The organism is Rahnella contaminans, assembly GCF_011065485.1.
Classification (GTDB): Bacteria; Pseudomonadota; Gammaproteobacteria; order Enterobacterales; family Enterobacteriaceae; genus Rahnella; species Rahnella contaminans.
In genome coordinates this window covers 448,324-471,264 of record NZ_JAADJS010000003.1, presented here as the reverse complement: position 1 = coordinate 471,264, position 22,941 = coordinate 448,324, and the positions used below count along the sequence as shown (strand labels likewise).

21 protein-coding genes are annotated in these 22,941 nt (G+C 49.1%); 7 read left to right on the top strand and 14 right to left on the bottom strand.

Features of this window, described 5'->3' with window-relative positions:
• Window positions 1–3: 3 nt before the first annotated feature.
• The 3 genes from GW579_RS16840 to GW579_RS16830 form a co-directional block, all read right to left on the bottom strand.
• Window positions 4–1,413, bottom strand: a complete 1,410-nt coding sequence (locus GW579_RS16840) for a sucrose-6-phosphate hydrolase (RefSeq protein WP_165060587.1) — start codon at window positions 1,411–1,413, stop codon at window positions 4–6.
• On the bottom strand, window positions 1,413–2,783 hold the full coding sequence (locus GW579_RS16835) for a sucrose-specific PTS transporter subunit IIBC (protein WP_152323904.1): 1,371 nt from the start codon (window positions 2,781–2,783) through the stop codon (window positions 1,413–1,415). The genes GW579_RS16840 and GW579_RS16835 overlap by 1 nt, the downstream gene beginning before the upstream one ends.
• A gap of 75 nt (window positions 2,784–2,858) precedes the next feature.
• A complete protein-coding gene (locus GW579_RS16830; protein WP_165060393.1) occupies window positions 2,859–4,439 on the bottom strand; it encodes a carbohydrate porin in 1,581 nt (526 codons plus the stop codon).
• Window positions 4,440–4,694: 255 nt separating this feature from the next.
• Between GW579_RS16830 and GW579_RS16825 the strand changes: the two genes are divergently transcribed.
• From GW579_RS16825 to GW579_RS16810, 4 genes are all read left to right on the top strand, one after another.
• Entirely contained in the window at window positions 4,695–5,639 is a 945-nt protein-coding gene (locus GW579_RS16825) for an aminoimidazole riboside kinase (RefSeq protein ID WP_165060390.1), read from the top strand.
• Between the two features lie 387 nt (window positions 5,640–6,026).
• A complete protein-coding gene (locus GW579_RS16820; RefSeq protein WP_152323901.1) occupies window positions 6,027–7,568 on the top strand; it encodes a peptide MFS transporter in 1,542 nt (513 codons plus the stop codon).
• 150 nt (window positions 7,569–7,718) lie between these two features.
• On the top strand, window positions 7,719–8,324 hold the full coding sequence (locus GW579_RS16815) for a TetR/AcrR family transcriptional regulator (RefSeq protein ID WP_152323900.1): 606 nt from the start codon (window positions 7,719–7,721) through the stop codon (window positions 8,322–8,324).
• 98 nt (window positions 8,325–8,422) lie between these two features.
• The gene (locus GW579_RS16810; RefSeq protein ID WP_165060386.1) at window positions 8,423–9,103 is read left to right on the top strand and encodes a type 1 glutamine amidotransferase domain-containing protein; all 681 of its coding nucleotides are present in this window, start codon (window positions 8,423–8,425) and stop codon (window positions 9,101–9,103) included.
• A 54-nt stretch (window positions 9,104–9,157) separates the two neighbouring features.
• On the opposite strand, the gene GW579_RS16805 is transcribed toward GW579_RS16810, so the two are convergent.
• From GW579_RS16805 to GW579_RS16795, 3 genes are all read right to left on the bottom strand, one after another.
• Complete coding sequence (locus GW579_RS16805) at window positions 9,158–10,378, bottom strand: MFS transporter (RefSeq protein ID WP_165060384.1); 1,221 nt, start codon at window positions 10,376–10,378, stop codon at window positions 9,158–9,160.
• 419 nt (window positions 10,379–10,797) lie between these two features.
• Entirely contained in the window at window positions 10,798–11,376 is a 579-nt protein-coding gene (locus tag GW579_RS16800; protein WP_165060381.1) for a helix-turn-helix transcriptional regulator, read from the bottom strand.
• A gap of 33 nt (window positions 11,377–11,409) precedes the next feature.
• The gene (locus GW579_RS16795; protein WP_152323894.1) at window positions 11,410–12,048 is read right to left on the bottom strand and encodes a helix-turn-helix domain-containing protein; all 639 of its coding nucleotides are present in this window, start codon (window positions 12,046–12,048) and stop codon (window positions 11,410–11,412) included.
• Between the two features lie 482 nt (window positions 12,049–12,530).
• Between GW579_RS16795 and GW579_RS16790 the strand changes: the two genes are divergently transcribed.
• Window positions 12,531–13,160, top strand: a complete 630-nt coding sequence (locus tag GW579_RS16790) for a helix-turn-helix domain-containing protein (RefSeq protein ID WP_165060377.1) — start codon at window positions 12,531–12,533, stop codon at window positions 13,158–13,160.
• Between the two features lie 143 nt (window positions 13,161–13,303).
• On the opposite strand, the gene GW579_RS16785 is transcribed toward GW579_RS16790, so the two are convergent.
• The 6 genes from GW579_RS16785 to GW579_RS16760 all read right to left on the bottom strand — a co-directional run bounded on the left by GW579_RS16785 (window position 13,304) and on the right by GW579_RS16760 (window position 19,268).
• A complete protein-coding gene (locus GW579_RS16785) occupies window positions 13,304–13,747 on the bottom strand; it encodes a fimbrial protein (protein WP_152323892.1) in 444 nt (147 codons plus the stop codon).
• Window positions 13,748–13,838: 91 nt separating this feature from the next.
• The gene (locus GW579_RS16780) at window positions 13,839–14,354 is read right to left on the bottom strand and encodes a fimbrial protein (RefSeq protein WP_165060373.1); all 516 of its coding nucleotides are present in this window, start codon (window positions 14,352–14,354) and stop codon (window positions 13,839–13,841) included.
• A 38-nt stretch (window positions 14,355–14,392) separates the two neighbouring features.
• Window positions 14,393–15,334 (bottom strand): fimbrial protein, encoded by a 942-nt coding sequence (locus tag GW579_RS16775; protein ID WP_165060370.1) that lies wholly within the window; start codon window positions 15,332–15,334, stop codon window positions 14,393–14,395.
• Between the two features lie 20 nt (window positions 15,335–15,354).
• On the bottom strand, window positions 15,355–17,907 hold the full coding sequence (locus GW579_RS16770; RefSeq protein ID WP_165060368.1) for a fimbria/pilus outer membrane usher protein: 2,553 nt from the start codon (window positions 17,905–17,907) through the stop codon (window positions 15,355–15,357).
• A gap of 66 nt (window positions 17,908–17,973) precedes the next feature.
• Window positions 17,974–18,651 (bottom strand): fimbrial biogenesis chaperone, encoded by a 678-nt coding sequence (locus GW579_RS16765; protein WP_165060365.1) that lies wholly within the window; start codon window positions 18,649–18,651, stop codon window positions 17,974–17,976.
• Window positions 18,652–18,740: 89 nt separating this feature from the next.
• The gene (locus GW579_RS16760; RefSeq protein WP_152323887.1) at window positions 18,741–19,268 is read right to left on the bottom strand and encodes a fimbrial protein; all 528 of its coding nucleotides are present in this window, start codon (window positions 19,266–19,268) and stop codon (window positions 18,741–18,743) included.
• Window positions 19,269–19,662: 394 nt separating this feature from the next.
• Between GW579_RS16760 and GW579_RS16755 the strand changes: the two genes are divergently transcribed.
• Both GW579_RS16755 and GW579_RS16750 read left to right on the top strand, forming a co-directional pair.
• The gene (locus GW579_RS16755; RefSeq protein WP_165060363.1) at window positions 19,663–19,869 is read left to right on the top strand and encodes an Hha/YmoA family nucleoid-associated regulatory protein; all 207 of its coding nucleotides are present in this window, start codon (window positions 19,663–19,665) and stop codon (window positions 19,867–19,869) included.
• A 110-nt stretch (window positions 19,870–19,979) separates the two neighbouring features.
• Entirely contained in the window at window positions 19,980–20,261 is a 282-nt protein-coding gene (locus GW579_RS16750; protein WP_152323885.1) for a hypothetical protein, read from the top strand.
• A gap of 106 nt (window positions 20,262–20,367) precedes the next feature.
• Here GW579_RS16750 and GW579_RS16745 read toward each other — a convergent pair whose 3' ends face one another.
• Window positions 20,368–21,672 carry a PQQ-dependent sugar dehydrogenase gene (locus GW579_RS16745; protein ID WP_165060360.1) on the bottom strand — a complete coding sequence of 435 codons (1,305 nt, stop codon included), beginning with the start codon at window positions 21,670–21,672 and terminating at the stop codon, window positions 20,368–20,370.
• On the bottom strand, window positions 21,669–22,109 hold the full coding sequence (locus tag GW579_RS16740) for a DUF2231 domain-containing protein (RefSeq protein WP_165060357.1): 441 nt from the start codon (window positions 22,107–22,109) through the stop codon (window positions 21,669–21,671). The genes GW579_RS16745 and GW579_RS16740 overlap by 4 nt, the downstream gene beginning before the upstream one ends.
• Window positions 22,110–22,941: the final 832 nt, after the last annotated feature.

Here is a 22,941-nt window from a genome sequence, read left to right as displayed (position 1 = left end):
TTTTTATTCTAACACGCAATCGGCTAACAGCCAGTGGCGCAGCGCAATCGGGTAATGGCCGCTGAAGTTTAATCTGGCCGGTAATACCGGGAAATAGCGTGAGGTCATCACCGCTTCCCCGTCGTTGATGAAAATCTCGATGCCCGAGCTGTCGCACATTACCGTCAGTTTGCGTAACGAGCCGTGCCAGACACGTTCTTCCGGCAATCCGGTGCGCCGGTTTTTACGCGTCAGATGCAGACAATCACCGTCCCATCTCAGCAGCAGGTCTCCGCCAAAATCAGCGCTGAAAGCCTGTACGGTTTCAATGTCCACTTCAGCACGGGTAACATCCCAAACCGGTGCGTCGTCCGCCAGCCCTTGCCACTGCTGCATGTCGCCGCGAAGAGCCTGCAATTCACGGGCAGGGCGCTGAAAAATTTTACCGGCCACAAGCGTCAGTTCGCGCGGGCAGGTCAGGGTATGCAGCCAGCCGTTTTCCACCGTGGGTTGATAAAACTCATCGCCGTCCGGGATACCCATCCAGCCAATAAGCAACCGGCGCCCCTCATCGGTTTGCGTCGTTTGCGGCGCATAAAACTCAAATCCCAGATCCAGCTCCGTGAATTCGCCATGCGGAAACTTCGCTTTTTCGGTATCCAGATGCCCGACAAAATAGCCCGACTGGAAGGTATTCAGATAACGGTCTGCTTGCGCAGGCAGACCTTGCGGACAGCAAATCAGCACGTCCTGACCGTCCAGTCTGAATAAATCCGGACACTCCCACATGTAACCGAAATCCCCTAATCCGTTCAGATTAGATCCGGCAATTTCGCCCAGAAATTCCCAGCTGAGCAGGTCGTCAGAGCGGAGCAATAAGACTTTGCCCTGAAGGCTGAGATCTTGCGCGCCCAGCACCATGAACCAGTGGCCGCCTTTTCGCCAGACTTTCGGGTCACGCACATGACCGGTATAGCCTTCCGGTAAATCCAGCACCGGGCCGGTTTTATCAAATTCACCTTTTGCGTTTTCACGCGCCAGACACTGGAACGCCGTGCGGCTGCCATCAGGGTATTTCACGTTGCCGGTATAAATGAGCGTCAGGTGACCGTGATCGCTGACCGCTGAACCGGAATAACAGCCGTGGGTTTCGTAGGCTTCCGACGGTGCCAGCGCCAGCGGTTCGTGCCGCCAGTTCAGTAAATCCGCCGAACTCCAGTGCCCCCAGAATTTCGCGCCATGCGCACAGGCCAGCGGATTCCACTGATAGAAAACATGATAACGGCCTTTATGCTGAATAAATCCGTTCGGGTCGTTGAGTAATCCTACCGGTGGCGCAAGATGCCAGACGGGCCGGTAAGGGTCCGACGCTGCTTTGACCTGCCCTGCAACCACGCTGCGCAGGGCTTGTTTGAGCAAGCTCGTTTCCGTCATCATTCACTCTCCGTTTTGTATTTCAGCAACAATGACAGCAGGAATGCGCTCCCAAAAGCAATCACCAGGCCAATCAGATAGCTGAGGATCGAACTGGCCTGTACGATCGCCAGCCCCGGAATACCGGTCAGGCCGACGGCCGTCATATTCACGTGCATCGCCACCACCCAGGCTCCGCCCAGCGCCCCCCCCGCCAGCGCGGCAAGGAACGGTTTCATGAATCGCAGGTTAATACCAAAAATTGCCGCTTCGGTAATGCCCAGCATGGCCGAGAAGGCTGAAGGCACGGCGATGGCTTTGATTTTGGCATCCTTCGTTTTGAAATAAACCGCCAGACAGGCACCGCCTTGCGCCACGTTCGCCATTGACCAGATCGGCAGCAGGAAGTTAACGCCAATGTTCGGATTCCCCAGCAGCCCGGCTTCAATCGCATGGAAGCTGTGATGAATCCCGGTGATCACAATCACGGAATATAATCCGCCAAATACCAGCCCGGCGAACCAGCCTGCATGCGCGATCAGCGTACTGAGCACAAACGAAATTCCGTCACCCAGCGCACGACCCGCGGGGCCGATAATCAGGAACGCGATGAATCCCGAAATGATCACCGTCAGGAACGGCGTGAGGATTAAATCCAGTGCATCAGGGATGATTTTTCGCAGGCGTTTTTCAATGAAACTCATGAACCAGACCGCCAGCAACACCGGAAATACCGTGCCCTGATAGCCGATCATCGCAATTTCAATACCAAAGAAATTCATGGTGTGGAAACCGCTGGCAACGCCCCAGGCATTGGTCAGCGCAGGGTGGGTCAGAATTCCGCCCAGCGTGGCCCCCAGGAACGGATTACCGCCAAATTCACGCGCCGCCGTAAAGCCAATCAGGATCGGCAGAATGATAAATGCCGCCGAGCTGAACATGTCGAGCATGATAAAAATCGCGCTCTCAGGATTTGCCCAGCCGTAGGTTTTCACCATGCCGAGCAGGCCCATCAGGAGACCGGAAGCCACAATCGCCGGAATAATCGGCACAAAAATGTTGGATAACACACGGGCAATACGCTGGAACGGATTCAGTTTTTGCGCCGCAATATCCGCCGCTTCAGACTTGCTGGACTCGCTGATGCCCGCCACTTTGATGAACTCGGCGTAAACCTTATTCACCAGACCGGTACCAAAAATAATCTGTATCTGGCCCGCATTGCTGAAACAGCCTTTCACGCCTTCAACTTTTTCTATGCCACTTTTATTGATCAGGCTGTCATCGGCCAGCACCAGACGCAGGCGTGTCGCGCAGTGCGCCGCGCTGGCGATATTGTCTTTGCCGCCAAGTAATGGCAGCAACTGCGTGGCAATTGCATTGATATTCATTTTGTCCCTTACCGTTTTTATTATCGACATCGCCCGGTTTAACCGGGCGCGTCCTGGTGAATCACACCCTGTTTTTTAGAACCAGGTTTCCATCTGGATACCAAAATTCCACTGTCCGCCTGCGGTAAAACCATCCGTGCCGAACGAATCGCCGGAAGAATAACGGTCGAGATCTTTGCTCCAGTCCATATAGCTGGCGAAGAAGCGAATTTCCGGGCGACTCAGCATGTCGCTGATATCACCCACTTTGAAGGTTGGCGCAAAGGTCAGTTTGTAGAATCCGCCTTTCACCTTGTTGTAATCGTTGTAACCCTGCGGATCGAGATCCATGTACTGATAGCTGCCTTCATACGCCAGTTCAAAGTTTTCGGTGATCTGCTGAATCAGGCGGGTGTTGAACGTCACCCATTTGTAATCATCGCCGGAGATATAGCGGTCTTTACTCTGCTGCGCCAGAACGGCAGGGGCGATGCTCCAGTTTTTGCTTAACGGCGTGATCCCGTAAGTTGCCAGACGCAGCGTATTGGCGTCATCGGTCAGATGACCGTCCGAACCCAGCGCTTTAACCTCTGCGCCCAGGCCATGACCGTAAAGCAGTGCGGTCGTGGATGTCCCGTCGCGCAGCCCGTAGAAGCTGTCCCCGTGGTACGCCAGCAGGGTGTGGAAGCCGGTATCGGCGGCATTCGTGATGCCCTGAGTGCCGGTATTTTCGCGATCCTGATTATTTTTGGCGCGCAGGCCGCTGAGCATCCACTGGAAAGGTCCGGCGTAGTTGTTCGCCGTGACAATGTAGTTCTCAATCCGCGTATCGTCTTTATTCTTATTTTCGAGATCGTCAAAGTTACGTCCGTAAAGTGAGAAGTTACTTTTCAGGTTTTCTCCCCATTTAACGTCATAGATACCGCCACCGGTCCCGGCAAGGAAAATGATGTCGGAATCGAGGAAGTGAATGTCGAAATTATCCCGGTCAAATCGTTTACCCGCCCACAGCGTCGAATCTTTCCACGGGCCACTGAACGTCGGCAAAGAGCCTAATTCAACAAACGCCTGGCGGATGTTCAGATCGCTGGTTGCACCGGTCCAGTCGTTATAACTGCGCTGGCCGTCCGCCAGCATGACTTTGTAGCGGGAGGTCGCGCCGCTGGCCAGGGTCTGGTTATGTTCCAGATTTAATTCAACGTAGGTGTTGTTTTCGTTGCCCAGACGACCCACCGCACCGCCGGTTTGCCCGGCCGGAGTCACGTACGGGCCACTTTCGGTTGATGTGCCGGAATCATTCATGATCACGCCGGAACGGGCATAGCCTGAGAATTTGAAGCCTTCAGGCGCACTGCTGGTTTTGTTGTTAATGCTGGCTAACGATTCTGTACGTTCAGCCACCTGAGCCGTTTTTTGCTGATTTATTTCCGCATTCCTGGCCACCTGACGGGTTTGTTGTTCATTGCTGGCGGTGCGTGTTTCCAGCGTTTTTACCTGTTTTTCTGCTTCAGTGGCGCGGGCTTCTGCTTTGGCGGCGCGATTCTCGGCAAGTTGCAGTCTTTTCTCCAGAGCATTCAGGCGGGCCTCAATGGCACTCACCGACGTATCCGCTCCCTGCGCGGCGCCAGAAAGAATTAATCCAATAGCAACAGCAAGATAGCGAGGTTTCATCATCATTTTTATCCCTCAGGGTAAGTGTAATTATTATGAGAAAAACCATTTTTGCTAAATTGCTAAACTGGTTTTCCTGTGCACAATAATCACCCGCACCCGATTTAATCAATGATGTTTTACCGTCAGTTCCCGTATTTGTGATCCTCTTTGCAAATTATCACTAAACTCGGATAATTCATTTGTACTTGATTAGCTAAACCGGTTCTTCTATTTTACCTAACCCTGTAGCCAGACAGGGATTGAATACAGGGAATGAAAATGAAAAGTCGAATTTGGGTACTGGGCGATGCGGTGGTGGATTTAATTCCGGAAGAGGATGGCCGCTTACTGAAATGTCCGGGAGGCGCGCCCGCTAACGTCGCCGTGGGGATCAGTCGTCTGGGCGGAGAAAGCGCATTTATCGGGCGGGTAGGGGATGACCCGTTTGGGAAATTCCTGAAGAAAACGCTGAGCGCTGAAGGTGTGGACACAGAGCACATGCTGCCTGACGTCAGCCATCGCACGTCAACCGTGGTGGTTGAAAACGATGCCGATGGAGAACGGTCTTTTACCTTTATGGTGCGTCCGGGTGCGGACTTATTCCTCCAACCGACGGATATTCCGGCCTTCAAAGCCGGGCAGTTTCTGCATCTGTGTTCCATTGCTTTATCCGCAGAACCCAGCCGCTCTTCCGCCGTGCTGGCGATGGCGCAGATGAAAGCCGCCGGCGGCGTCGTTTGTTTTGATCCAAATATTCGCCACGACTTATGGCCGGATGAAAATCAGCTACGCGATTGCCTGAACCAGGCGCTGTCGATGGCCGATATCATCAAGATTTCCGAAGACGAGCTGGAATATCTGACGGGTGAAGCGCTACTTTCCGAGGGAATTCTGCGTTTGTGCGACCGTCATAATCCTGAACTTTTGCTGGTCACACAGGGCAAAAATGGCGTGTCGGTATACCGCAAAAAAGATGCGTCGTTGATGCAATATCCGGCACCTGAAGTGAAAACCCTGGATACAACCGGTGCGGGCGATGCGTTTGTCGCCGGTTTACTGGCCGGACTGGCGCAACACTGGCCGCTGAATTCAGAAAGCGACTGGGAGCAGACACTCCGTCAGGCGCTGGCTTGCGGGGCGCTGGCAACGACGGCCAGAGGGGCCATGACGGCATTACCGGATCGCGCAAATCTGGAGCAGTTTTACGCTCTGGCGTTCCCGTAAAGGGAAACGGACAACGCAGATTTCCGGCTCACTTCACTGAAACCGGCAGATCAGAACAGACGCGCGGTCATGGCGTCTGTTCTTTTTTAAAAGTACAACACCGGCATTTTGTGCAATAAGATTTATCTATAAATCATAGGGTTGTTTTCCTTAAGCGTTAAATTCCCTCGCCCTATTCATGCCAATAACCCCTCTCTTTTTGCCGATTTAAAATCTGTAAAAGTAGACAACTGTCGACTTTTCATCTTAAAGTCCCACGGTTGGCGCCAGACCTGACTGGTATTTTGCTACTCATAATAATAGCTGATTGTCGTAGAGCGGCCGTCCAGATGCCGCCGGACATTTCGGTATTCACAAGCACGACTAAAGACTTTCTCTGGAGAATTTATGCATTCCTCTGTTAACAAAAACGAGAGCCGGACGTTCTTCGGCCATCCGTATCCGCTGGGTTCATTGTTCTTTACCGAAATGTGGGAACGGTTTTCGTTTTACGGGATCCGCCCTTTACTGATTCTGTTCATGGCCGCGACCGTTTACGACGGCGGCATGGGGCTGGCGCGCGAAAATGCATCGGCAATCGTCGGTATTTTCGCGGGTTGTATGTATCTCGCCGCATTACCGGGCGGCTGGCTGGCGGATAACTGGCTCGGGCAGCAAAAAGCGGTCTGGTACGGTTCAATTCTGATTGCGCTCGGCCACCTGGCGATTGCGTTGTCTGCGTGGTTTGGCGACAACCTGTTCTTTATCGGCCTGATGTTTATCGTCCTCGGTTCCGGCCTGTTTAAGACGTGTATCTCCGTCATGGTGGGCACGCTGTATAAAAAAGGGGATGCGCGCCGCGACGGCGGTTTCTCACTGTTTTATATGGGCATTAACATGGGTTCATTTATCGCACCGCTGATTTCCGGCTGGCTGATCAAAACCCACGGCTGGCACTGGGGCTTTGGTATCGGTGGTATCGGGATGCTGGTAGCATTGATTATCTTCCGCGTTTACGCCGTTCCTGCGATGAAACGCTATGACAGCGAAGTCGGTCTGGATTCCACCTGGAACAGCCCGGTCGCGAAGAAGAAAGGCGTCGGCGCCTGGTTGCTGGCGCTGGCGGCCGGTGTGGCGGTTGTCGTTACGCTGATCGCACAGGGCATTATCGTCATTAATCCTGTCGCACTCGCCAGTATGCTGGTGTACGTCATTGCGGCCTCGGTCGTACTCTATTTCATCTATCTGTTCGTGTTCGCCGGTCTGAATCGCAAAGAACGCGCCAGACTGCTGGTTTGCTTCATTTTGCTGGTTTCAGCGGCATTCTTCTGGTCTGCGTTTGAGCAGAAACCGACCTCGTTCAACCTGTTTGCTAATGACTACACCAACCGCATGATCGGCGATTTTGAAATCCCTGCCGTGTGGTTCCAGTCCGTCAATGCGCTGTTCATCATTTTGCTGGCCCCGGTATTTAGCTGGGCATGGCCGAAACTGGCACAGAATAATGTGCGTCCGAGCAGCATCACTAAGTTCATCATCGGTATTTTGTGCGCCGCAGCGGGCTTTGGGATCATGATGATGGCGGCGCAGAATGTGCTGAGCAACGGCGGAGCAGGGGTATCCCCGCTGTGGCTGGTGGGCAGTATTCTGATGCTGACGCTGGGCGAACTCTGCCTGAGCCCGATTGGGCTGGCGACCATGACGCTGCTGGCGCCGGAAAGAATGCGCGGCCAGATGATGGGGCTGTGGTTCTGTGCCAGTGCGCTGGGTAATCTGGCGGCTGGGCTGATTGGCGGCCACGTAAAAGCCGATCAGCTGGACGTTCTGCCAGACTTGTTCGCGCGTTGTTCTATTTCGCTGCTGATCTGTGCCGCAGTGCTGTTCGTTCTGATCATTCCGGTGCGCAAAATGCTGGAAAATTCACAAACGAAACCCGCGACCAATGCGTGATAAGGCATAACGCTATTCTCATTAAATAGCGGAACAACAGCGTAAAAATGAAAGAGGCGGATCTGACGATCGGCCTCTTTTTTTTGGGCAAAAGACAATTTATCTAATTTACTTGTAGACGACTGGTCTAATCGCTGATAGTTTAGCCCCATGACGACAGCAACTCAGCACCATAACAATGATGTCCGCGAACACATTCTCGAGACTGGCCAGCGAATTATGGCCGGTAAGGGGTTTTCGGCGGTCGGACTCAATGAAATCCTCAAGGACGCGGGCGTGCCTAAAGGGTCTTTCTACCATTATTTCGGTTCGAAAGAGGCCTTTGGCGCGGCGATGCTTGAGCGCTATTTTGACGATTATCTGGCGCAGCTTGACAGCACGCTGAGCCAGCCGGGCCTGAAGATGTCGCAGCGCCTGATGAATTACTGGCAGCAATGGCAGGAGTCACAGTCATTTTTTGACTGCCAGGGGAAATGCCTTGCCGTGAAACTTGGCGCAGAAGTGGCGGATTTGTCCGACAGCATGCGCTTAACCTTACAGGCGGGAACGTCGGGGATAATATCGCGCCTGACGCTGGCGTTAGAATCCGGCGTCGCAGAAGGCTCCCTGAGCATTGATGATGAGCCCGCTCGTGTCGCAGAGAGCCTTTATCAGCTCTGGGTCGGTGCCAGCATTATGGTTAAGATTGTCCGCAATACCGGCCCGTTCGATTCGGCTATGAGCATGACGCAGCAAATTATTCATACCGCCCCCTGACGGGGGTGTATCACAAACGGTTCACCGTTTTTTATTTACCCGATAAATAGACGACTGGTCTACTTGATCGTTTTTACCTACTACACTGGAGATTTACAATGAAGATTCTTATGGTTTTAACCTCACACGACCAGCTGGGCGATACCGGACGTAAAACAGGTTTCTGGCTCGAAGAGCTGGCAGCGCCATACTATGCGTTCAAGGATGCTGGCGCTGAAATCACGCTGGCTTCGCCGAAGGGGGGGAATCCGCCGTTAGATCCGAAAAGCAATGAGCCTGATTTCCAGACCGAACAGACTCATCGTTTCGAAGCCGATGCGGATGCCGTGGCGCAACTGGCTGCAACGGTTCGCCTCGACAGCGTTTCGCAGGCAGATTACGACGCCGTTTTCTATCCGGGCGGTCACGGTCCTTTGTGGGATCTTGCCGAAGATAAAAACTCAATTGCACTCATCGAAGCATTCCTGTCGGCGGACAAACACGTTGCGCTTGTCTGTCATGCTCCCGGCGTATTGCGTCATGTAAAAACACCTGCCGGCAAGCCGCTGGTGGAAGGCAAAAAAGTCACTGGTTTTACCAATACGGAAGAAGAGGCGGTCGGCCTGACGGACGTGGTGCCTTTCCTGGTGGAAGACGAGCTGATTGCGAAGGGCGGGAACTATTCCAAAGGCGCTGACTGGAGTTCGTATGTCGTCCGCGACGGCCTGCTGATCACCGGACAAAACCCGATGTCCTCAACGGAAACGGCAGAAGTGCTGATCAAACAACTGTCGGCGTAAGCGACAATTGAATGAAGGTGACAGGGTGTTCCTGTCACCTTCAGTTTAGGATGTTTACACGTTTTCAGAGTTCTGAACTGAAGATTTACTTCGTTTTGACAATGAGATACCTAATCCCAGCGCGGCCACTACCACAACCGGAATACCTAGCATCCACGGCAGGGTATAAGCCACCGCGAACAGCGCAGTTCCCGTTGCTGGCCCCACCGAATCACGTAAATCACTGACCACCGACAGCGCCGCCATATACGTCGCGCGCAATCTGACCGGTGCCAGCTGACTGACGGCGGCAGGCATCAGCGGGCCGACCATCATCTGTGACAGAGAATAGAAACAAACGGCTACAACCAGAGCCAGAATATTCGGAGATGTTAAAAGTACACCGAAAGCCAGGATCAACGTCAGCCCCGCACTGAGTACGATGAACAGAGGTGAGCGTCGGGAAAACAATTTAGTCAGGGTGATCTGCCCGAAAGTATTGAGCACCGCGCCAAAGGTGAACAACAGGCCGACATCCGTGTCACTCATTCCCAGCTGATTATGGGCATAGAGCGGTAAAATGGCTTCAACCCAGCTGCCTGAAACACCCAGCAGCAGAGCCCAGAACAACAAAATGGCGAGCCGCCGGTCGCGAAAAGCGGGCAACAAAGCGGCAAAACCTTCATCTTCTTCCTCGTCATCCGGTTCATCGCCATGTTTCCGGGTTTCTGGCAGGCAAAGAATCAGCAGAACGGCGCCACACAACAGAGCAATTCCGCTGGCCATAAACACGTCACCCAGACTGCTTTGCACGATGACAGCACCCAGCAGCGGACCCGAAATCCCCCCAGCATATGAGCAAACACGCGCGATACTGAATTGGTGACGATGCTCAGCAGCCGGTGTTACATCAGCGATCAGTGTGTATATCGTTGGGTGTAAGACAGATTCAAAAATCCCGATGACCACCAGAACTAATGCGGCTTCAATGACGCCATGCGTAAAATAGAGCGCAATAAACCCCAGACCAACGCCGGTAGCCGAGAGTATAAGCACCGGCCTGCGGCCAACGCGGTCAGCAATGCCGCCAATAAACGGCGCGGCAATCAGTTCGCCACCCGCATAACAGCCAAACAGTAAGCCGATCAGCCCGACCGGAATTGCCGCCGTGTGTTGCGCCCAAAGCGGAAAAAATGGCACCATCAGGCCGTCTGCAAAACCAGCGAGAAAATAGAGGATGAATCCCAGAACTTGCGGACGTCGAAATGAAAAAAGCGGGAGAAAAAATTTAGACATTTATCGTTACCTGCACATCAGATTGCCCACAGTTAAGCGGGAGATGCGCGTTGGTTAACGTAAACGCTTACGACCTTCAGAAGGCACTGCCAAAATAATCAAAGATGATGTAATTTTCAAGCCCGGCATGTACGTAATGGGCAAGAGATCGAAAGATTTTGATGAGATTTTGGATAAAATGGGACTTACAGATTTGGTGCGCATAATCATGATTATGTTAAATGCAATATCAGGTCGCGCACTCAATCCCGTTCCACTCCCTTTTGCTCGGTTTGGCAGCCTGTGGAAACCCCCATTTCCATCGAAAGCATGAAAAGGCCCGGCACTGGCGCGAAAGTGATGAATGTCTGCGTGACATGTCCACCGTTGCTACTGAGGGTAAAACCGGACCATTTTCATGAAACATTCAAACTGCCGACTTATGCGGTAGTATCTACGGGGCCACAAAGATAACGGATATAGTTCTTCGGGAGCTTAAAAATGTGGTGTGTTTTCTTTATACCCACTTTTTTCAAGGCATTCAGCTGGTGATGTAAGGCCGTTTTTCTTTTTATGTTCATTAAGCTACTGATCCTCGGGATGGCATACCCTTTTTTCACTAATAACAGCACCTTTTTCTCTCTTTCTGTCATGCGCGGAAATTGGATTAATTTCTTTTTTATCTTTAAAAAACAGAGCCCATGGAGTATGTCACCTAACATAAATTTTTGCGGTAAGGGTGAAAAATCAAATACCGCGCTCACTTTCCAGGCAATATCGTTATTTGCGATAAGTACAGGTGAATGACTATGATGCAGATGGATCAAAGATAATAGATCCAGATATTCACCATCAGGTATAACAAAGAAAATATCAGATGCCGAACTTGATCTGTAAATATCGATATTCGTTTCATCTTTAGGATCAAGCTGTATGCACTCTCTATCTAGGTAAAAACAGAGCAGGTGTTTTAAGCCCATAAACATGTACTGATTTTGTGTCAAAATGTATAATTTCATCCTGTCCCTTAGTTAAAATAACTATTCCTTTACCTAGAATTTCTTGGGCAAATACAATATATTAATAAGCAGGCCATTTTTAATCGTAATATAGCCTCCTTCCCTCAGCGTGGAGAGGGTTTTCATTATGCCGCTTCGTGAAAGCTTGCTTCGCTCCTGAATATATTCTAATGCTGTGGTGGTGGCCCTTATCTCAAAGCTTTCATTCTCCAGCGAAGTAAGCATATTGCAAATCAACTCATAGTTGCTTATCCCGGCATTTTCTTTTTGATAATCACAAAACCGGGTAGCGGAGAGCAATAAAAAATAACAAAAGTTCTTCCACTGATGATGTTGATCGGTGTATTTCAATAATTCTTCGATGCTTACCAACCTGAATTCAATATCACTGTTTGCAATAACCTGTATCTCAGATTTCTCATGATACAAATCATACAACCCTACCATGTTCGGTGCTTTGATCGTCGATAACACCAGGGAATCTTTAATTCTGCGAATAATACATGTGCCCTGATATAATATCAGGCACATTTTTATATTATTTTGCTGCAATGTAAAACGTTGCCCCGCTCGCCCTTTTTTTACGGGACAAATCTCCTTGATGAAATTGAAAATATCTTCAACTTCTTGAGGATGTGAATTATGGTACAATGTTTTAGTATAATCATACATATATTCTACCCCGAGTTATGATGAGACGCCCCATTTATATATCGCCTGCCTTTATCATAAGTATCACGTTTAGAAAAATGACAAATATCTGGCCCCCATGGCTTATGGGATATAATTGGATTTAAAATAAATAATCACAGAGTAGTATCTTATGTTTTCTTAAAAATAAACAAACCCCGTTTAATTCACAGGCATTATGCTCTAACGACTTTCCTCCTTCAATAAATTCCCGTGCCAGTTATATACCTTACATCCAAAATTGGATCCTGAAATTAAATTTGTATTTTAGGTGCAGAATACACTTTTTATAGCGTCATCCCTGATGATGGACGGAAGACTGTCATTGTGTGACATGTGTGCTTCAGGAACCGGTGAACACTGATAAGGATTTGGAAAACAACAATAATTATGTTGCCATGACCTTCGGCAACGCGAATTAAACTATACTCATCATCTGCGTTGAGAGAAATGAGGAAATTCCTTTGGAAAATCATAAAAATGCTGAAAAGCCTGTTGAACACATTCAGGCAATTATCGATGCTCTGCAACCCGATTTTCCTTTGCTTAAGGCACGCAATGGCGACCGGTTTAATCTCAATATCAACGGTCAGAGAATGTGTTTTCTGCTTGCTGAAGGACAGTGTGGCCTTAACCGCGGGAGTGATGAGCTGACGTTTACTGACTTTAATGCGCCGGGGATCATGGGGCTAAGCGATTTCTGGCATGATGACAGTTCACTGACAGTGCGTGCGATTGGCCCTATCAGGTACATTCTTGCACCTGTCGATGCTGTGCTGCATACGGTGGGCGAAAATAATCTGTGGGAAAGTACCACACGCTTTCTGATGTATATGGCTACGCGGTATCAGCAATATTTGCAGCAAAACACGTCCGTGCCGACTTACACCCTTGTTTGTAACTATCTCCGTGGCTTAATTGAGGAAGATTTTGAAGTACGCGCGGCTACAACCGCGGAAAGATATATTAAAGAGAGAACGAATTTGTCAAGAAGCGTGATTATGAAAATGTTAGCTCAGCTTAATAAAGGTGGCTACATTATTGTAAAAAGAGGTTTGCTGATAAAAATTAATCATCTCCCTGAAAAATTTTAACATGTGCTCTTTTGAATTTATCAGAACTGAGCTCGCCAGCATGATGTTTTCGCTAAAAGTCCCTTCTGATATCTTTGCGGATAAGGCTGACCAGATAAAAGGGATGCTATAGTTTTTCGTTCTATAGCATCCATTGTGAAACATTAATTGTAGGTAAAACCCATCTGCACAATGCTGCTGAATGTCCCGCTGGAAGTATTACCATTAACGCTGTATAGCCTGGCAACAAAATTGTAAACGACAGAATGTTTCGCATCGACCATCACGGTCACGCTGCTGCCATTTGCTATCACCACCGTTTTATCGTTATCCAGCGCGATTTGTGCGGCAATATTTTTTGCTGTTTCGCTGTTCCCGTACAGATCGGGACCGTCAGAATAAGGCGTCCCTGTTAAGGTGACCTTCGCACTGTGGGTAGTGGACGGGCAATTAATCAGTTTCACGGTAAAAGGGGCCCACTCGGTTGCCGAGCCAGCCTCTTTTAAATCCGTGCTGCGCAGTTGCCCAAAATCGACCACCTGACTGACCGACGTATTATCCACCTGGCAGGCGCTGGCAACCACGGTGCCACCTATATTCAGATCCATGGCCTGAACGTCTAAGCTCCATATTCCGGCTATAACGATTAACAGTGTATGTTTCATCCAATGACGCATTCAGGCCTCCCACATTGCGGTCTTAGTTATAAGTGAAGTTCGCCTGAATCACTGACACGATGGTGCCTGGCATCACGCTACCGGTCGCGGTTACAGCGCGTGCGCTCAGGTTATAGGTCACCGTTTTATCCGCTGCGACATCTTTAGTCAGCGTACCGTTGTTGCTGAGAACGGTGCCGCCGCTGGAGAGTTCCACCGCCAGCGGGGTCGCGGTACCGGTATTTTTAAACATGGTCGTCTGATCGGTGTCCGCGGTGCCGGTAAAGGTCACGATAACCTTCTTGGTGCCTGAAGGACAGGAAGCCATGGTCAGGTCAAACGCAACGGGCGTTGTTGCTGCACCGGCAGTGGCCAGATCTGCGGCCTGTATCGTTTGCCCCAGGTCGACGTCATAGCTGGTTTTGCTGTTGTTCACCACACAAGGTGATGCGACGACATTGCCGGTTACGTTGATATTGACAGGCTCAGCATGCGCAACAGACATACCGGAAGCGGCGATCATCAACGCGATGGCTGAAGCTTTAAATAATGATTTCATATATATTTCCTTTATTATCGAGGTTTATTTAAAATAAGTTACTGATATGTGATTTCAAGTGTTGCCGTCGCATTGGCAGAACCAGTGGTCACTGTACTGTTCGTCTGGTAATAACGTGCAGTAAATGTAAATGTTTCTTGACCCCCGGAGGATGTTTTCAATGGCATGTTCTTATTCAGTTCGATTGGAGTATTGTCATAAAGCATCTGAATACCGACACCTTTCGCTACATCGTCTCGCCCTGCATTACTAAGCTGTAACACTCCCAACGTAGACGTCTCCGTATTTTGAACGCCAGTTAATTTAATATTTATTTTTGCACTAGCATCACACTGTAATCCGATATCAAAGTTTTTATCTTTCACAGTTGTGCCAACGTTATTTAAATCAGCTCCCAGCACATCATCTAAATGTACATTAATGCTTGGGTTAGATATGCTACATTGGACCGCATTTATTCGAGTATTAATGAGCGATGTTGAGATTGCATAATTTGTTGGTGCATCATTTCCGTAACTAACACCTACGGTTCCGCTATCTAATTCACCAGAACTTATTGGTCCTGTTTTTACTAATTCAACTATCGACTCATTCAAATAAAAAACTGTTTTTTGTGGCATACTAAGATCACGAGATGGTGAGTCATAATATATGCTTTTATCATAATAATATGAGCTAATGCCAACTCCAGGTATATTTGTGGCGTATACATGAGAAATTGATGTTTTTATCCCGCCACCATAGAGCATTTTAAATGAAATTGAACCAGACGACGAACAATACATTATCTGACCATGGTTTTGAACCACGTTTCTAACGGAAGCGATTACAGCCCCAATGGGTAAATCTTTTTGTACAGTAATTGTTCCAAAACTAACTTGAGAATTACTTTTAGCCGACGTATCACAACCTGCATTTGCTTGGAGTGAGAATCCAAACATAAATATAAGGGTGAGTATTAAATAAAGTTTTTGTTTCATATTTTCATCATGCAATTTTTTTATTTACACTTAATATTCAATGTCTGAATACGGGAGTCTAAACTGACCTGCGTTGGTAAACTGTAATCTACTTGACACTGCTGAGTATTATCACTTCCCCATTTGACAATTAACGTTCCGCTATTATCTAACCCTGTGAGATATACCTGCCCATCGTCACCAACAATAAATGACGGTGCATCTTTTTGAGACGACGCGGTGACCATCGCGCCAAACGGTACCGGTGCGCCGCCCTGACGTATTAAGGTCATTAACACGCGCTGACCCACACTGGCGTTAAAGTTCGCCCGAACGACTGCACCACGCGTCGGTATCACCGTCTGACTCGTCAGGGTTAAATCGACATCGTCCGGCAGCGTTTCAGTATTCAGCTGAACCGAGTTTTTACGGTAAGGTGATGTGTAAGGCACGATGGCATAACCACGCCAGTCGGTTTTCACACCTGTCTGGTTACTGACACCCACGTTGCCTGCTCCCGGTGCTTTAATCAGCGCGATGGTTTCACCCAGTGGCTGGCCTAACGTCATACCATTCTCATGAACCAGGATGCCGCCTTGCAGGCCGTAATTCAGGCGCTGGCTGTCTTTATCATAGGAATAGCCGCCGTTCACTTCGCCATAGGTACCGCGATAATCCGCGTTCAGGTTGCCGCCGTTGCCCGTCCCTTTGCTGCCGTAACTTTCCTGCGCACTCCAGCTCAGATTGTTGTCCTCAAGCGCAGTACCGTTCAGGCCGACGTTTTGCGTCGTGTTGCCCTTCTGGCTGGAGCTCAGGCTGTAACTGCTGTAGGTATTGCTCATCCAGCGTGACAGCGGAATACTGATGTTGAACGCGAACACCTGGTCACGGTCGTAAATCCGTCCACTGCTCCCGCCACTGTAGGCGTTATTGTTGCCGTTTTGCGCCGTGGAGTTTTCGTTATAGCTATAGTTCAGACCATAGCTGATGCCCTGCCATGAATTGTTGTATCCCAACGTCACAGAGCGCATGTTACGGCCACTGTTCCAGTAATCTTCGTTGATCAGGCTGACAGACACCGTACCGGCGTTTTCCCACAGGTTCTGGTTCATGGACAGTTCGGTGCGGTTTTTCTGCCGCTCTGTCAACGGGTTATCCTGACCGCTGCGGTATGAATCCATGACATCCTGCATGCTGTAATAGCCCGAGGTAGAGTAACGATACCCGGCGATGGTCACGTTGGTGCCCGTTTGCAAAATATCCTTGCTGTAACGCGCACGCATGGACTGACCGCTGCGTTTATCCTGATCCTTAACGGTTGACAGCGCCTGAGTGATATCAACGGAAATCGCGCCATAGTCACCCAGGTTTTTACCCATACCCAGCGCCGCAGACTGGTAATGACTGGCAGCCTGGCTGCCGCCATACATGGTAAAACCGTGCGGCAGACCGTAAATCGCCGTTCCCTGCATAAACGGAGTCTTATCAACGCTGCTGTCATAGGAACGGTACTTACCGCCCGTGACCGAGTACTTTAAACGGCCTTCCCGCTGCAAAACGGGTAATGAAGCGAAGGGGACCACCATCGTCTGTTCACTGCCGTCGGCTTCTTTGATGGTGACAAATAAGTCACCGCTGCCGCCGGTCGGATACATATCGGTAATTTCGAAAGCCCCCGGTGCAACGAAACTCTGATAAATCACATAACCGTTCTGACGGATAATGACCTGCGCATTGCTTCTCGCAATCCCGCGCACTACCGGTGCATAGCCTTTCTGGCTGTCCGGGATCATGTCATCATCAGAGGCTAACTGCGCGCCACGAAAAGGCACGCTGTCAAACACATCTGCCGGTGAACTTGAATCCCCCACTAACATCTGACTTTTAAGAGAAATAATACTGCGTTGAGCGTAGGTATAGACGGTATCCCACTGCGACTGATTGTCGGAACTGCGGCTGTAAGTCGAATAGTTACGCAGCCGCCATGGCCCGATGTTTATCCCAGGGCGCAGGTTCACATACTGACTGTCGTTATCCTGTGCATTAGTGGTACGCGCATAATTATTCGCTCCTGTGATGCTGTAATTAAGCATCATGGCGGTAATACCGTTGTCCCACATTTCAGGGGCAACGAACCCCCGCGCCGCCTGCGGAATACTTAACAACAACTGCTGCTGGCCGAAACGGTATTCAGCATGTGCCATAGGAATGGCACTCAGCGACGCACATTCTCCGTCACCCAGATCAGGAAACAGTTCCGTCTTCACGCCCATCGCCGCCAGCGCTTTCGCACTCAGACAAGGCTGCAAGGTTTCTTTGCCATTTTCACCAGCGACAAGTTTGAACACCACATCACGGGTATCGGCCTGATCATTATTAATGAAAATATCAATGTGATAAGTACCCGGAGCCTGACCTCCCTGACTTTCATATATAGAGAGATCGGTCGCGCCTTGTTGCGGATTATCTATTTGCAATAATTCAGGATTAAAATAGTCACCAGCAAAGGTATTAAACGATAATGTTCCCAGAGCTAGAGAAACTAACAAAACCAGTCTATTTATTTTCACTGCTTTATAATTTTGAAGACTCATTTTCAATCCAATACCTAAATGTAAAATCCTGTGAATTATCCTGATGTCAAAGCATATAAAGAGTTATCATAGTGAAACAGAGTGCTCCGGCCCGATGCCGCCGTAATCACTGATTATTTTCCACTGAACATTATTGCCAGACGCCCCTGCCGGAAGTGCAAAATTCGCACTGCTCATTGGTGCGACATAAGTCGCATCATCAACCTCCGTATTGCCCAGTTTTACCTGCAGGAAATTCATATAAAACGGCGTAGAGTTAGTCACTTTTAGCTGTTTTCCCGTCACCTGCCATTTCAAACTCTGCGCCATATCTTCCGGTACACCTTTAATACCTTGCGGGCGATAAATTAGTTTTATTCTCGTTTTCACAGCCACCTGTAAGGTATTTCTATCCTGCTGCTTAACCGTAGAGGGAATTGATTTGATATTGAGCCAATACAGCGTTTCCTGATTTTCTGGCAAATTCCCTCCCGTACGTACCAGGCGCAGTACATTATCCTGCCCGCCATCCAGACGAAATAATGGAGGCGTGATCATGAAGGGGGCTTTCTCAGCACCACTACCCGTAGTTTCAATCCATGACTGGATTAAATATGGGACTTTGTCCGGGTTGCTGACGCTCAGTGAAGACTCCTTCTTCGCTCCGTTATAAATAAGACGGGTTCCGCCCACGAGAACACCAGCATGGGCAACACCTGCGGAAAAAAGCAAAGCGGCCGTCAACAGGCTTGGTATTAATTTCATTTTTTAATTCCACAAAATAGTGAGTCATTTAAACCGGTGCATTTACTGCACCGGTTTATGGTTTAACACGTTAAATAACGTGGCAAATCTTAGTTGTAGTTCACGGTGAAGCTTGCTACTGCGTTAGCAGGACCCGCAGTTACAGTGCTGGCAGTGGAAATGTAACGTGCTACGAAGTCCAGGCTGTTTTCAGCAGTTTCTACCAGCGGGTAAGACGCTGATGCGGTATACAGTGGCAGAACTTTATCGCTGGAATCAGTAATCTGAACGCCAACACCTGTAGCAACGCCAGTTTCCTGGGTCAGAGCCAACACGCTGTTGTCACCGTTTGCAGCAGTACCATCAAACTTCACAGAAGCTTTAGTGACGGTTGCAGGGCAGTTAGTCAGCTTCAAAGTGAACTTGGTTGGCGCTGCAGTATCACCGGTCGCTGCAAAAGATGACTTAGGAACCTGGCCCAAAGTCACATCCAGCGGAGCTGCCGGGGTATTGGCTACTGTGCAAGCGGAATCAATGATTTCACCTTTAAAATTAACCTGACCATCAGCAGCAAAAGCAGACGCTGCAGACAGTACGGATAAAGACGCGAGAGCAGCAACAATAAGATTCTTTTTCATGATATATTCCTTTGTGATTAATTTTGCCAGTGACCAAATAGTTTGGCACTACCATGCAATATGGTATTCCCCGGCGTTTCCTAAATAACGGTTAGACTTTCTTAAATTACAGCAAGAAGACAGATATAAATGAATCCAACTATTGTTAACAGAAGCCAGCAAGTTTGCTCTCTACGTATTAACAGTTTTTTTCAACACTCTTACTTAACTGTTGGACGCATTATCCATAGGTACCCCCCGCCCATCAATCGTTTATTCGACTATAAATGAACCGATAGTACAAAATTGGATCGTGGTGTTTTTTTTACTCATTAACACCAATAGCAGGAAAAGTATTAAAGGTTTAATATACGCTTCTCTTAAACTGACACTTTATTAAAGTGAGGTGCTTAAAATGAATAAACTCGATTGGTTGTTAAAGCTCAGGCAATGCCAACGTATTGATACACTGGAAAAAATCATTGAGTATCACAAGTATAATGAAACCGGAGCTTCGCAGGATGAGGCTTTTTATTCTGCCGTTGACCACCGGTTAGCCGAACTGACTGTAGGGAGAAATTTCGATAAAGTCCCGGCCAGTGTATGGTCACTGGTAAAATGATCGCCACGCATTCGGAACTTCTGCGTAATATTATCTAATTTCTTTAATCTCAACATTACATAAAGGTCTCTTTTTAAAGAGGATCATACTATTTACAAAAGGCACACCTGATGAAACTTCTAAAGAATGAATACGAGTACAGAACGTGGTTTATAAACGAATACCTTTCTCTGGATAAGGAGTCCGACCCTGCTATTCTCTCTCCAGATGAAATTGAAACTGACCTACAGGCTGAAATGCCGGAAGTATTTCCATGCATGGTACTTCTCACACCAAGTAAAAGTCTGTATGCCTCAGGAACTATTCAATATTATTATCGCCGGGATATCATCAGTATTGGGGAGGGTCTGGACATTATCGTAAATACATCGGCTAACCAGCTGAGTTTATGAAGTACTTGTCAAAACAGCATCTCACTAACTCTGGGAATGCTATGCTGAAAGGCACTCTTTTAATCACGGAATGCAGGCATCCTGACCGCATTCCGTGACTGCATTTTTACCGAGCCTGACTCACCCTCCAGACCACGTTGCCCGCATCATCTGCAATCAGCACGCCACCCTGCTTATCCATGGCAAGCCCGACAGGCAGACCGCGAACCTGTTTCTGATCGTCCGTCAGGAAACCCGTTACCACCGGTTGTGGCAGTCCCACCGGTTTACCGTTTTCGAATTTTACCCACATCACCTGATAACCGTTGAGCGGTTTACGGTTCCAGCTGCCATGCTCGCTGACAAACGCACCGTCGCGATATTGCGGCATATTTTCACCGGTATAGAACAGCAATCCGAGCGGCGCGACATGTGAGCTTATCGCGTAATCAGGCTTGATCGCTTTCTCTACCAGATCCGGGCGCGGCGGTTTTACCCGTTTATCTACGTGCTGACCGTAATAGCTGTAAGGCCAGCCGTAGAAACCGTGTTCCTGTACCGATGTCATGTAATCAGGCACCAGATCAGATCCAATTTCATCGCGCTCATTCACCACCGCCCAGAGTTTTCCACTCTGAGGTTCCCATTGCAGACCGGTCGGATTGCGCAATCCGCTGGCATAAATCCGGCTGGCACCGGTCGCGGCATCCACTTCCAGTATCGCCGCTCGGCGGTCTTCAGCGCCGATGCCATTCTCGGTGATATTACTGTTCGAACCGACGCCGACGTAAAGTTTGCTGCCGTCCGGGCTTGCCAGCAGAGATTTAGTCCAGTGATGATTGATCGGGCCGCCCGGCAATTCAGTGACCACTTCCCCCGGCGCGGTGATGTGTGTTTCACCGGTCTGATAGGGATATTTGATCAGGCTGTCAGCACTGGCAATCCAGAGCGTGTCTCCCGTCAGCTGAATGCCGAACGGTGAATTCACATGCTCAATAAACGTATGTTTTTCCCACTTGCCGCCGGTATTGCGCAGCAAGGTAATACGGTTACCGCCCTCGCCTCCTTTACCCGACGACTTTTGCACCATGCCCATAATCAGCTCTTTCGGACGGAAGATGAGTTTTTTCGCCGGACCGTTAGATTCCGCCACCAGCACATCATTGTTGGGCAGAACGTAAACCTGACGGGGGTGTTTCAGCCCTTCGGCGATTTTCTCGATTTTCAGCCCCTCAGCGACTTTGGGCATTTCACCGTTTTTCCAGGGAATACCTTCCGGCACTTTCATAGGCGGCATTAAAAAGTTCTGTGCCTCAGGCAGTTCAGGATTTGCTCCGGTCTGTTTTTTGGGATCAATTTGCGAACTGTCATCACAACTGCTGAGCAACGCAGCCAGTACGCAGGCGGATAAAAGGCGTTGATAAATTTTCATCGTATCGCCCCTCCCGCAACAGGAAGACGTAATGCCAGCTGAACATTCGCCAGAAGCATAAGTACCACCACTCCCGTGGAAAGAATAACGCCCGCAGGAACCACCGCATAAGCATCACGGCTGTGAATAAATGCATTGAAAATCGCCAGTATGACCGCCACCAGATTCAGCCAAAAATGCAGCTTAACTGCGCTGTCAGCGAAGGATTTCGGGCCGCTCCAGACCTGAATAAGATTGATCAGCCGCGGAATGACCGCGATCAAAAGCCCCAGCACAATCAGCCAGTTGGCCGCATCGGTCCACATATTGATGAACGTTTTCATGTAGAGAATATCGAAGATCCAGGCGGCGACAAAAAATCCCAGCGGAATGGGGTTTAACAATTCGTACAGCGCCGTTGCGATTTTACGGCACGTCGAATTTGGGTGGGTTTGCATGTCCTTCTCCTTTGACTAATCCATAGCGGTGTATGCCGGAAATCGACACGACAGCCAACAGGTGTACCTGTAATAGATTAGTAAAGTTGAAGAATGCTGCCGGAAAGAATGAAAGAGCAGGTCTTAAAGAATTGAGCGTCAGATATCAAAATCATTCAACCGGTTCTGGGTACCTGATGACGTGTCGAATGTCCCGCTGATGTAGGTGCCGTCTCTGAAGATGACCACTTCATCGACTCTCACAGGATGAGCACAATCAGCGCACTGGATGGAATGTACGACTTCTGCCAACGGAGAATTCACCGCGGCAATAAAACGGTCTGAGCCACAATGTTCGCAAACAATTCTGATATCCGGCATGGAATGAACTCGGCATGAGAAAAAAGAATGCATTCAAGATAACATAACCAGAACAATCTTATTGTGGATATTGCAGATGCATGAATCAAGAAGCTCCAACGTAGCGCGTTTTATCATGCTTTTGGAAAGAAATTGATTTGCGGGGCGGGATATTATGCCGATCTGGCAAATAAAAAAAGCCCGCATTAGCACGGGCAAGCACACATTCGGACACAAGGATTAAATGCAGTGGTTATCTGTAGCGAGGTACAGATAACTCAATCATAGCTCTCCCGCTGAAACCCGCTGCGTAACGGGCTGTACAGGCTCAAAAATAAGAATTTTCCGCGTTTTTGAGAAACCGTACTCAGAATGAAGCCAAAAAAAAGCACCCGCACCCCGCTTCATTTGCATTTAGACACAATAAAACGCCCCGTCCTTTGGTGATTTTCTCGTTATTATTCTGTCCTACAAAAAAGCACAGGTTTCGGCT

Bases quoted from the DNA above. Each gene is read 5' to 3' on its own strand.
- GW579_RS16830 (WP_165060393.1), bottom strand. From the start codon at position 4,439: ATGATGATGAAACCTCGCTATCTTGCTGTTGCTATTGGATTAATTCTT.
- GW579_RS16800 (WP_165060381.1), bottom strand. From the start codon at position 11,376: ATGAAATTATACATTTTGACACAAAATCAGTACATGTTTATGGGCTTA.
- GW579_RS16755 (WP_165060363.1), top strand. From the start codon at position 19,663: ATGAATAAACTCGATTGGTTGTTAAAGCTCAGGCAATGCCAACGTATT.
- GW579_RS16745 (WP_165060360.1), bottom strand. From the start codon at position 21,672: ATGAAAATTTATCAACGCCTTTTATCCGCCTGCGTACTGGCTGCGTTG.
- GW579_RS16795 (WP_152323894.1), bottom strand. From the start codon at position 12,048: ATGTATGATTATACTAAAACATTGTACCATAATTCACATCCTCAAGAA.
- GW579_RS16775 (WP_165060370.1), bottom strand. From the start codon at position 15,334: ATGAAACAAAAACTTTATTTAATACTCACCCTTATATTTATGTTTGGA.
- GW579_RS16780 (WP_165060373.1), bottom strand. From the start codon at position 14,354: ATGAAATCATTATTTAAAGCTTCAGCCATCGCGTTGATGATCGCCGCT.
- GW579_RS16765 (WP_165060365.1), bottom strand. From the start codon at position 18,651: ATGAAATTAATACCAAGCCTGTTGACGGCCGCTTTGCTTTTTTCCGCA.
- GW579_RS16770 (WP_165060368.1), bottom strand. From the start codon at position 17,907: ATGAGTCTTCAAAATTATAAAGCAGTGAAAATAAATAGACTGGTTTTG.
- GW579_RS16825 (WP_165060390.1), top strand. From the start codon at position 4,695: ATGAAAAGTCGAATTTGGGTACTGGGCGATGCGGTGGTGGATTTAATT.
- GW579_RS16810 (WP_165060386.1), top strand. From the start codon at position 8,423: ATGAAGATTCTTATGGTTTTAACCTCACACGACCAGCTGGGCGATACC.
- GW579_RS16840 (WP_165060587.1), bottom strand. From the start codon at position 1,413: ATGACGGAAACGAGCTTGCTCAAACAAGCCCTGCGCAGCGTGGTTGCA.
- GW579_RS16785 (WP_152323892.1), bottom strand. From the start codon at position 13,747: ATGGATCTGAATATAGGTGGCACCGTGGTTGCCAGCGCCTGCCAGGTG.
- GW579_RS16760 (WP_152323887.1), bottom strand. From the start codon at position 19,268: ATGAAAAAGAATCTTATTGTTGCTGCTCTCGCGTCTTTATCCGTACTG.
- GW579_RS16815 (WP_152323900.1), top strand. From the start codon at position 7,719: ATGACGACAGCAACTCAGCACCATAACAATGATGTCCGCGAACACATT.
- GW579_RS16835 (WP_152323904.1), bottom strand. From the start codon at position 2,783: ATGAATATCAATGCAATTGCCACGCAGTTGCTGCCATTACTTGGCGGC.
- GW579_RS16740 (WP_165060357.1), bottom strand. From the start codon at position 22,109: ATGCAAACCCACCCAAATTCGACGTGCCGTAAAATCGCAACGGCGCTG.
- GW579_RS16820 (WP_152323901.1), top strand. From the start codon at position 6,027: ATGCATTCCTCTGTTAACAAAAACGAGAGCCGGACGTTCTTCGGCCAT.
- GW579_RS16805 (WP_165060384.1), bottom strand. From the start codon at position 10,378: ATGTCTAAATTTTTTCTCCCGCTTTTTTCATTTCGACGTCCGCAAGTT.
- GW579_RS16750 (WP_152323885.1), top strand. From the start codon at position 19,980: ATGAAACTTCTAAAGAATGAATACGAGTACAGAACGTGGTTTATAAAC.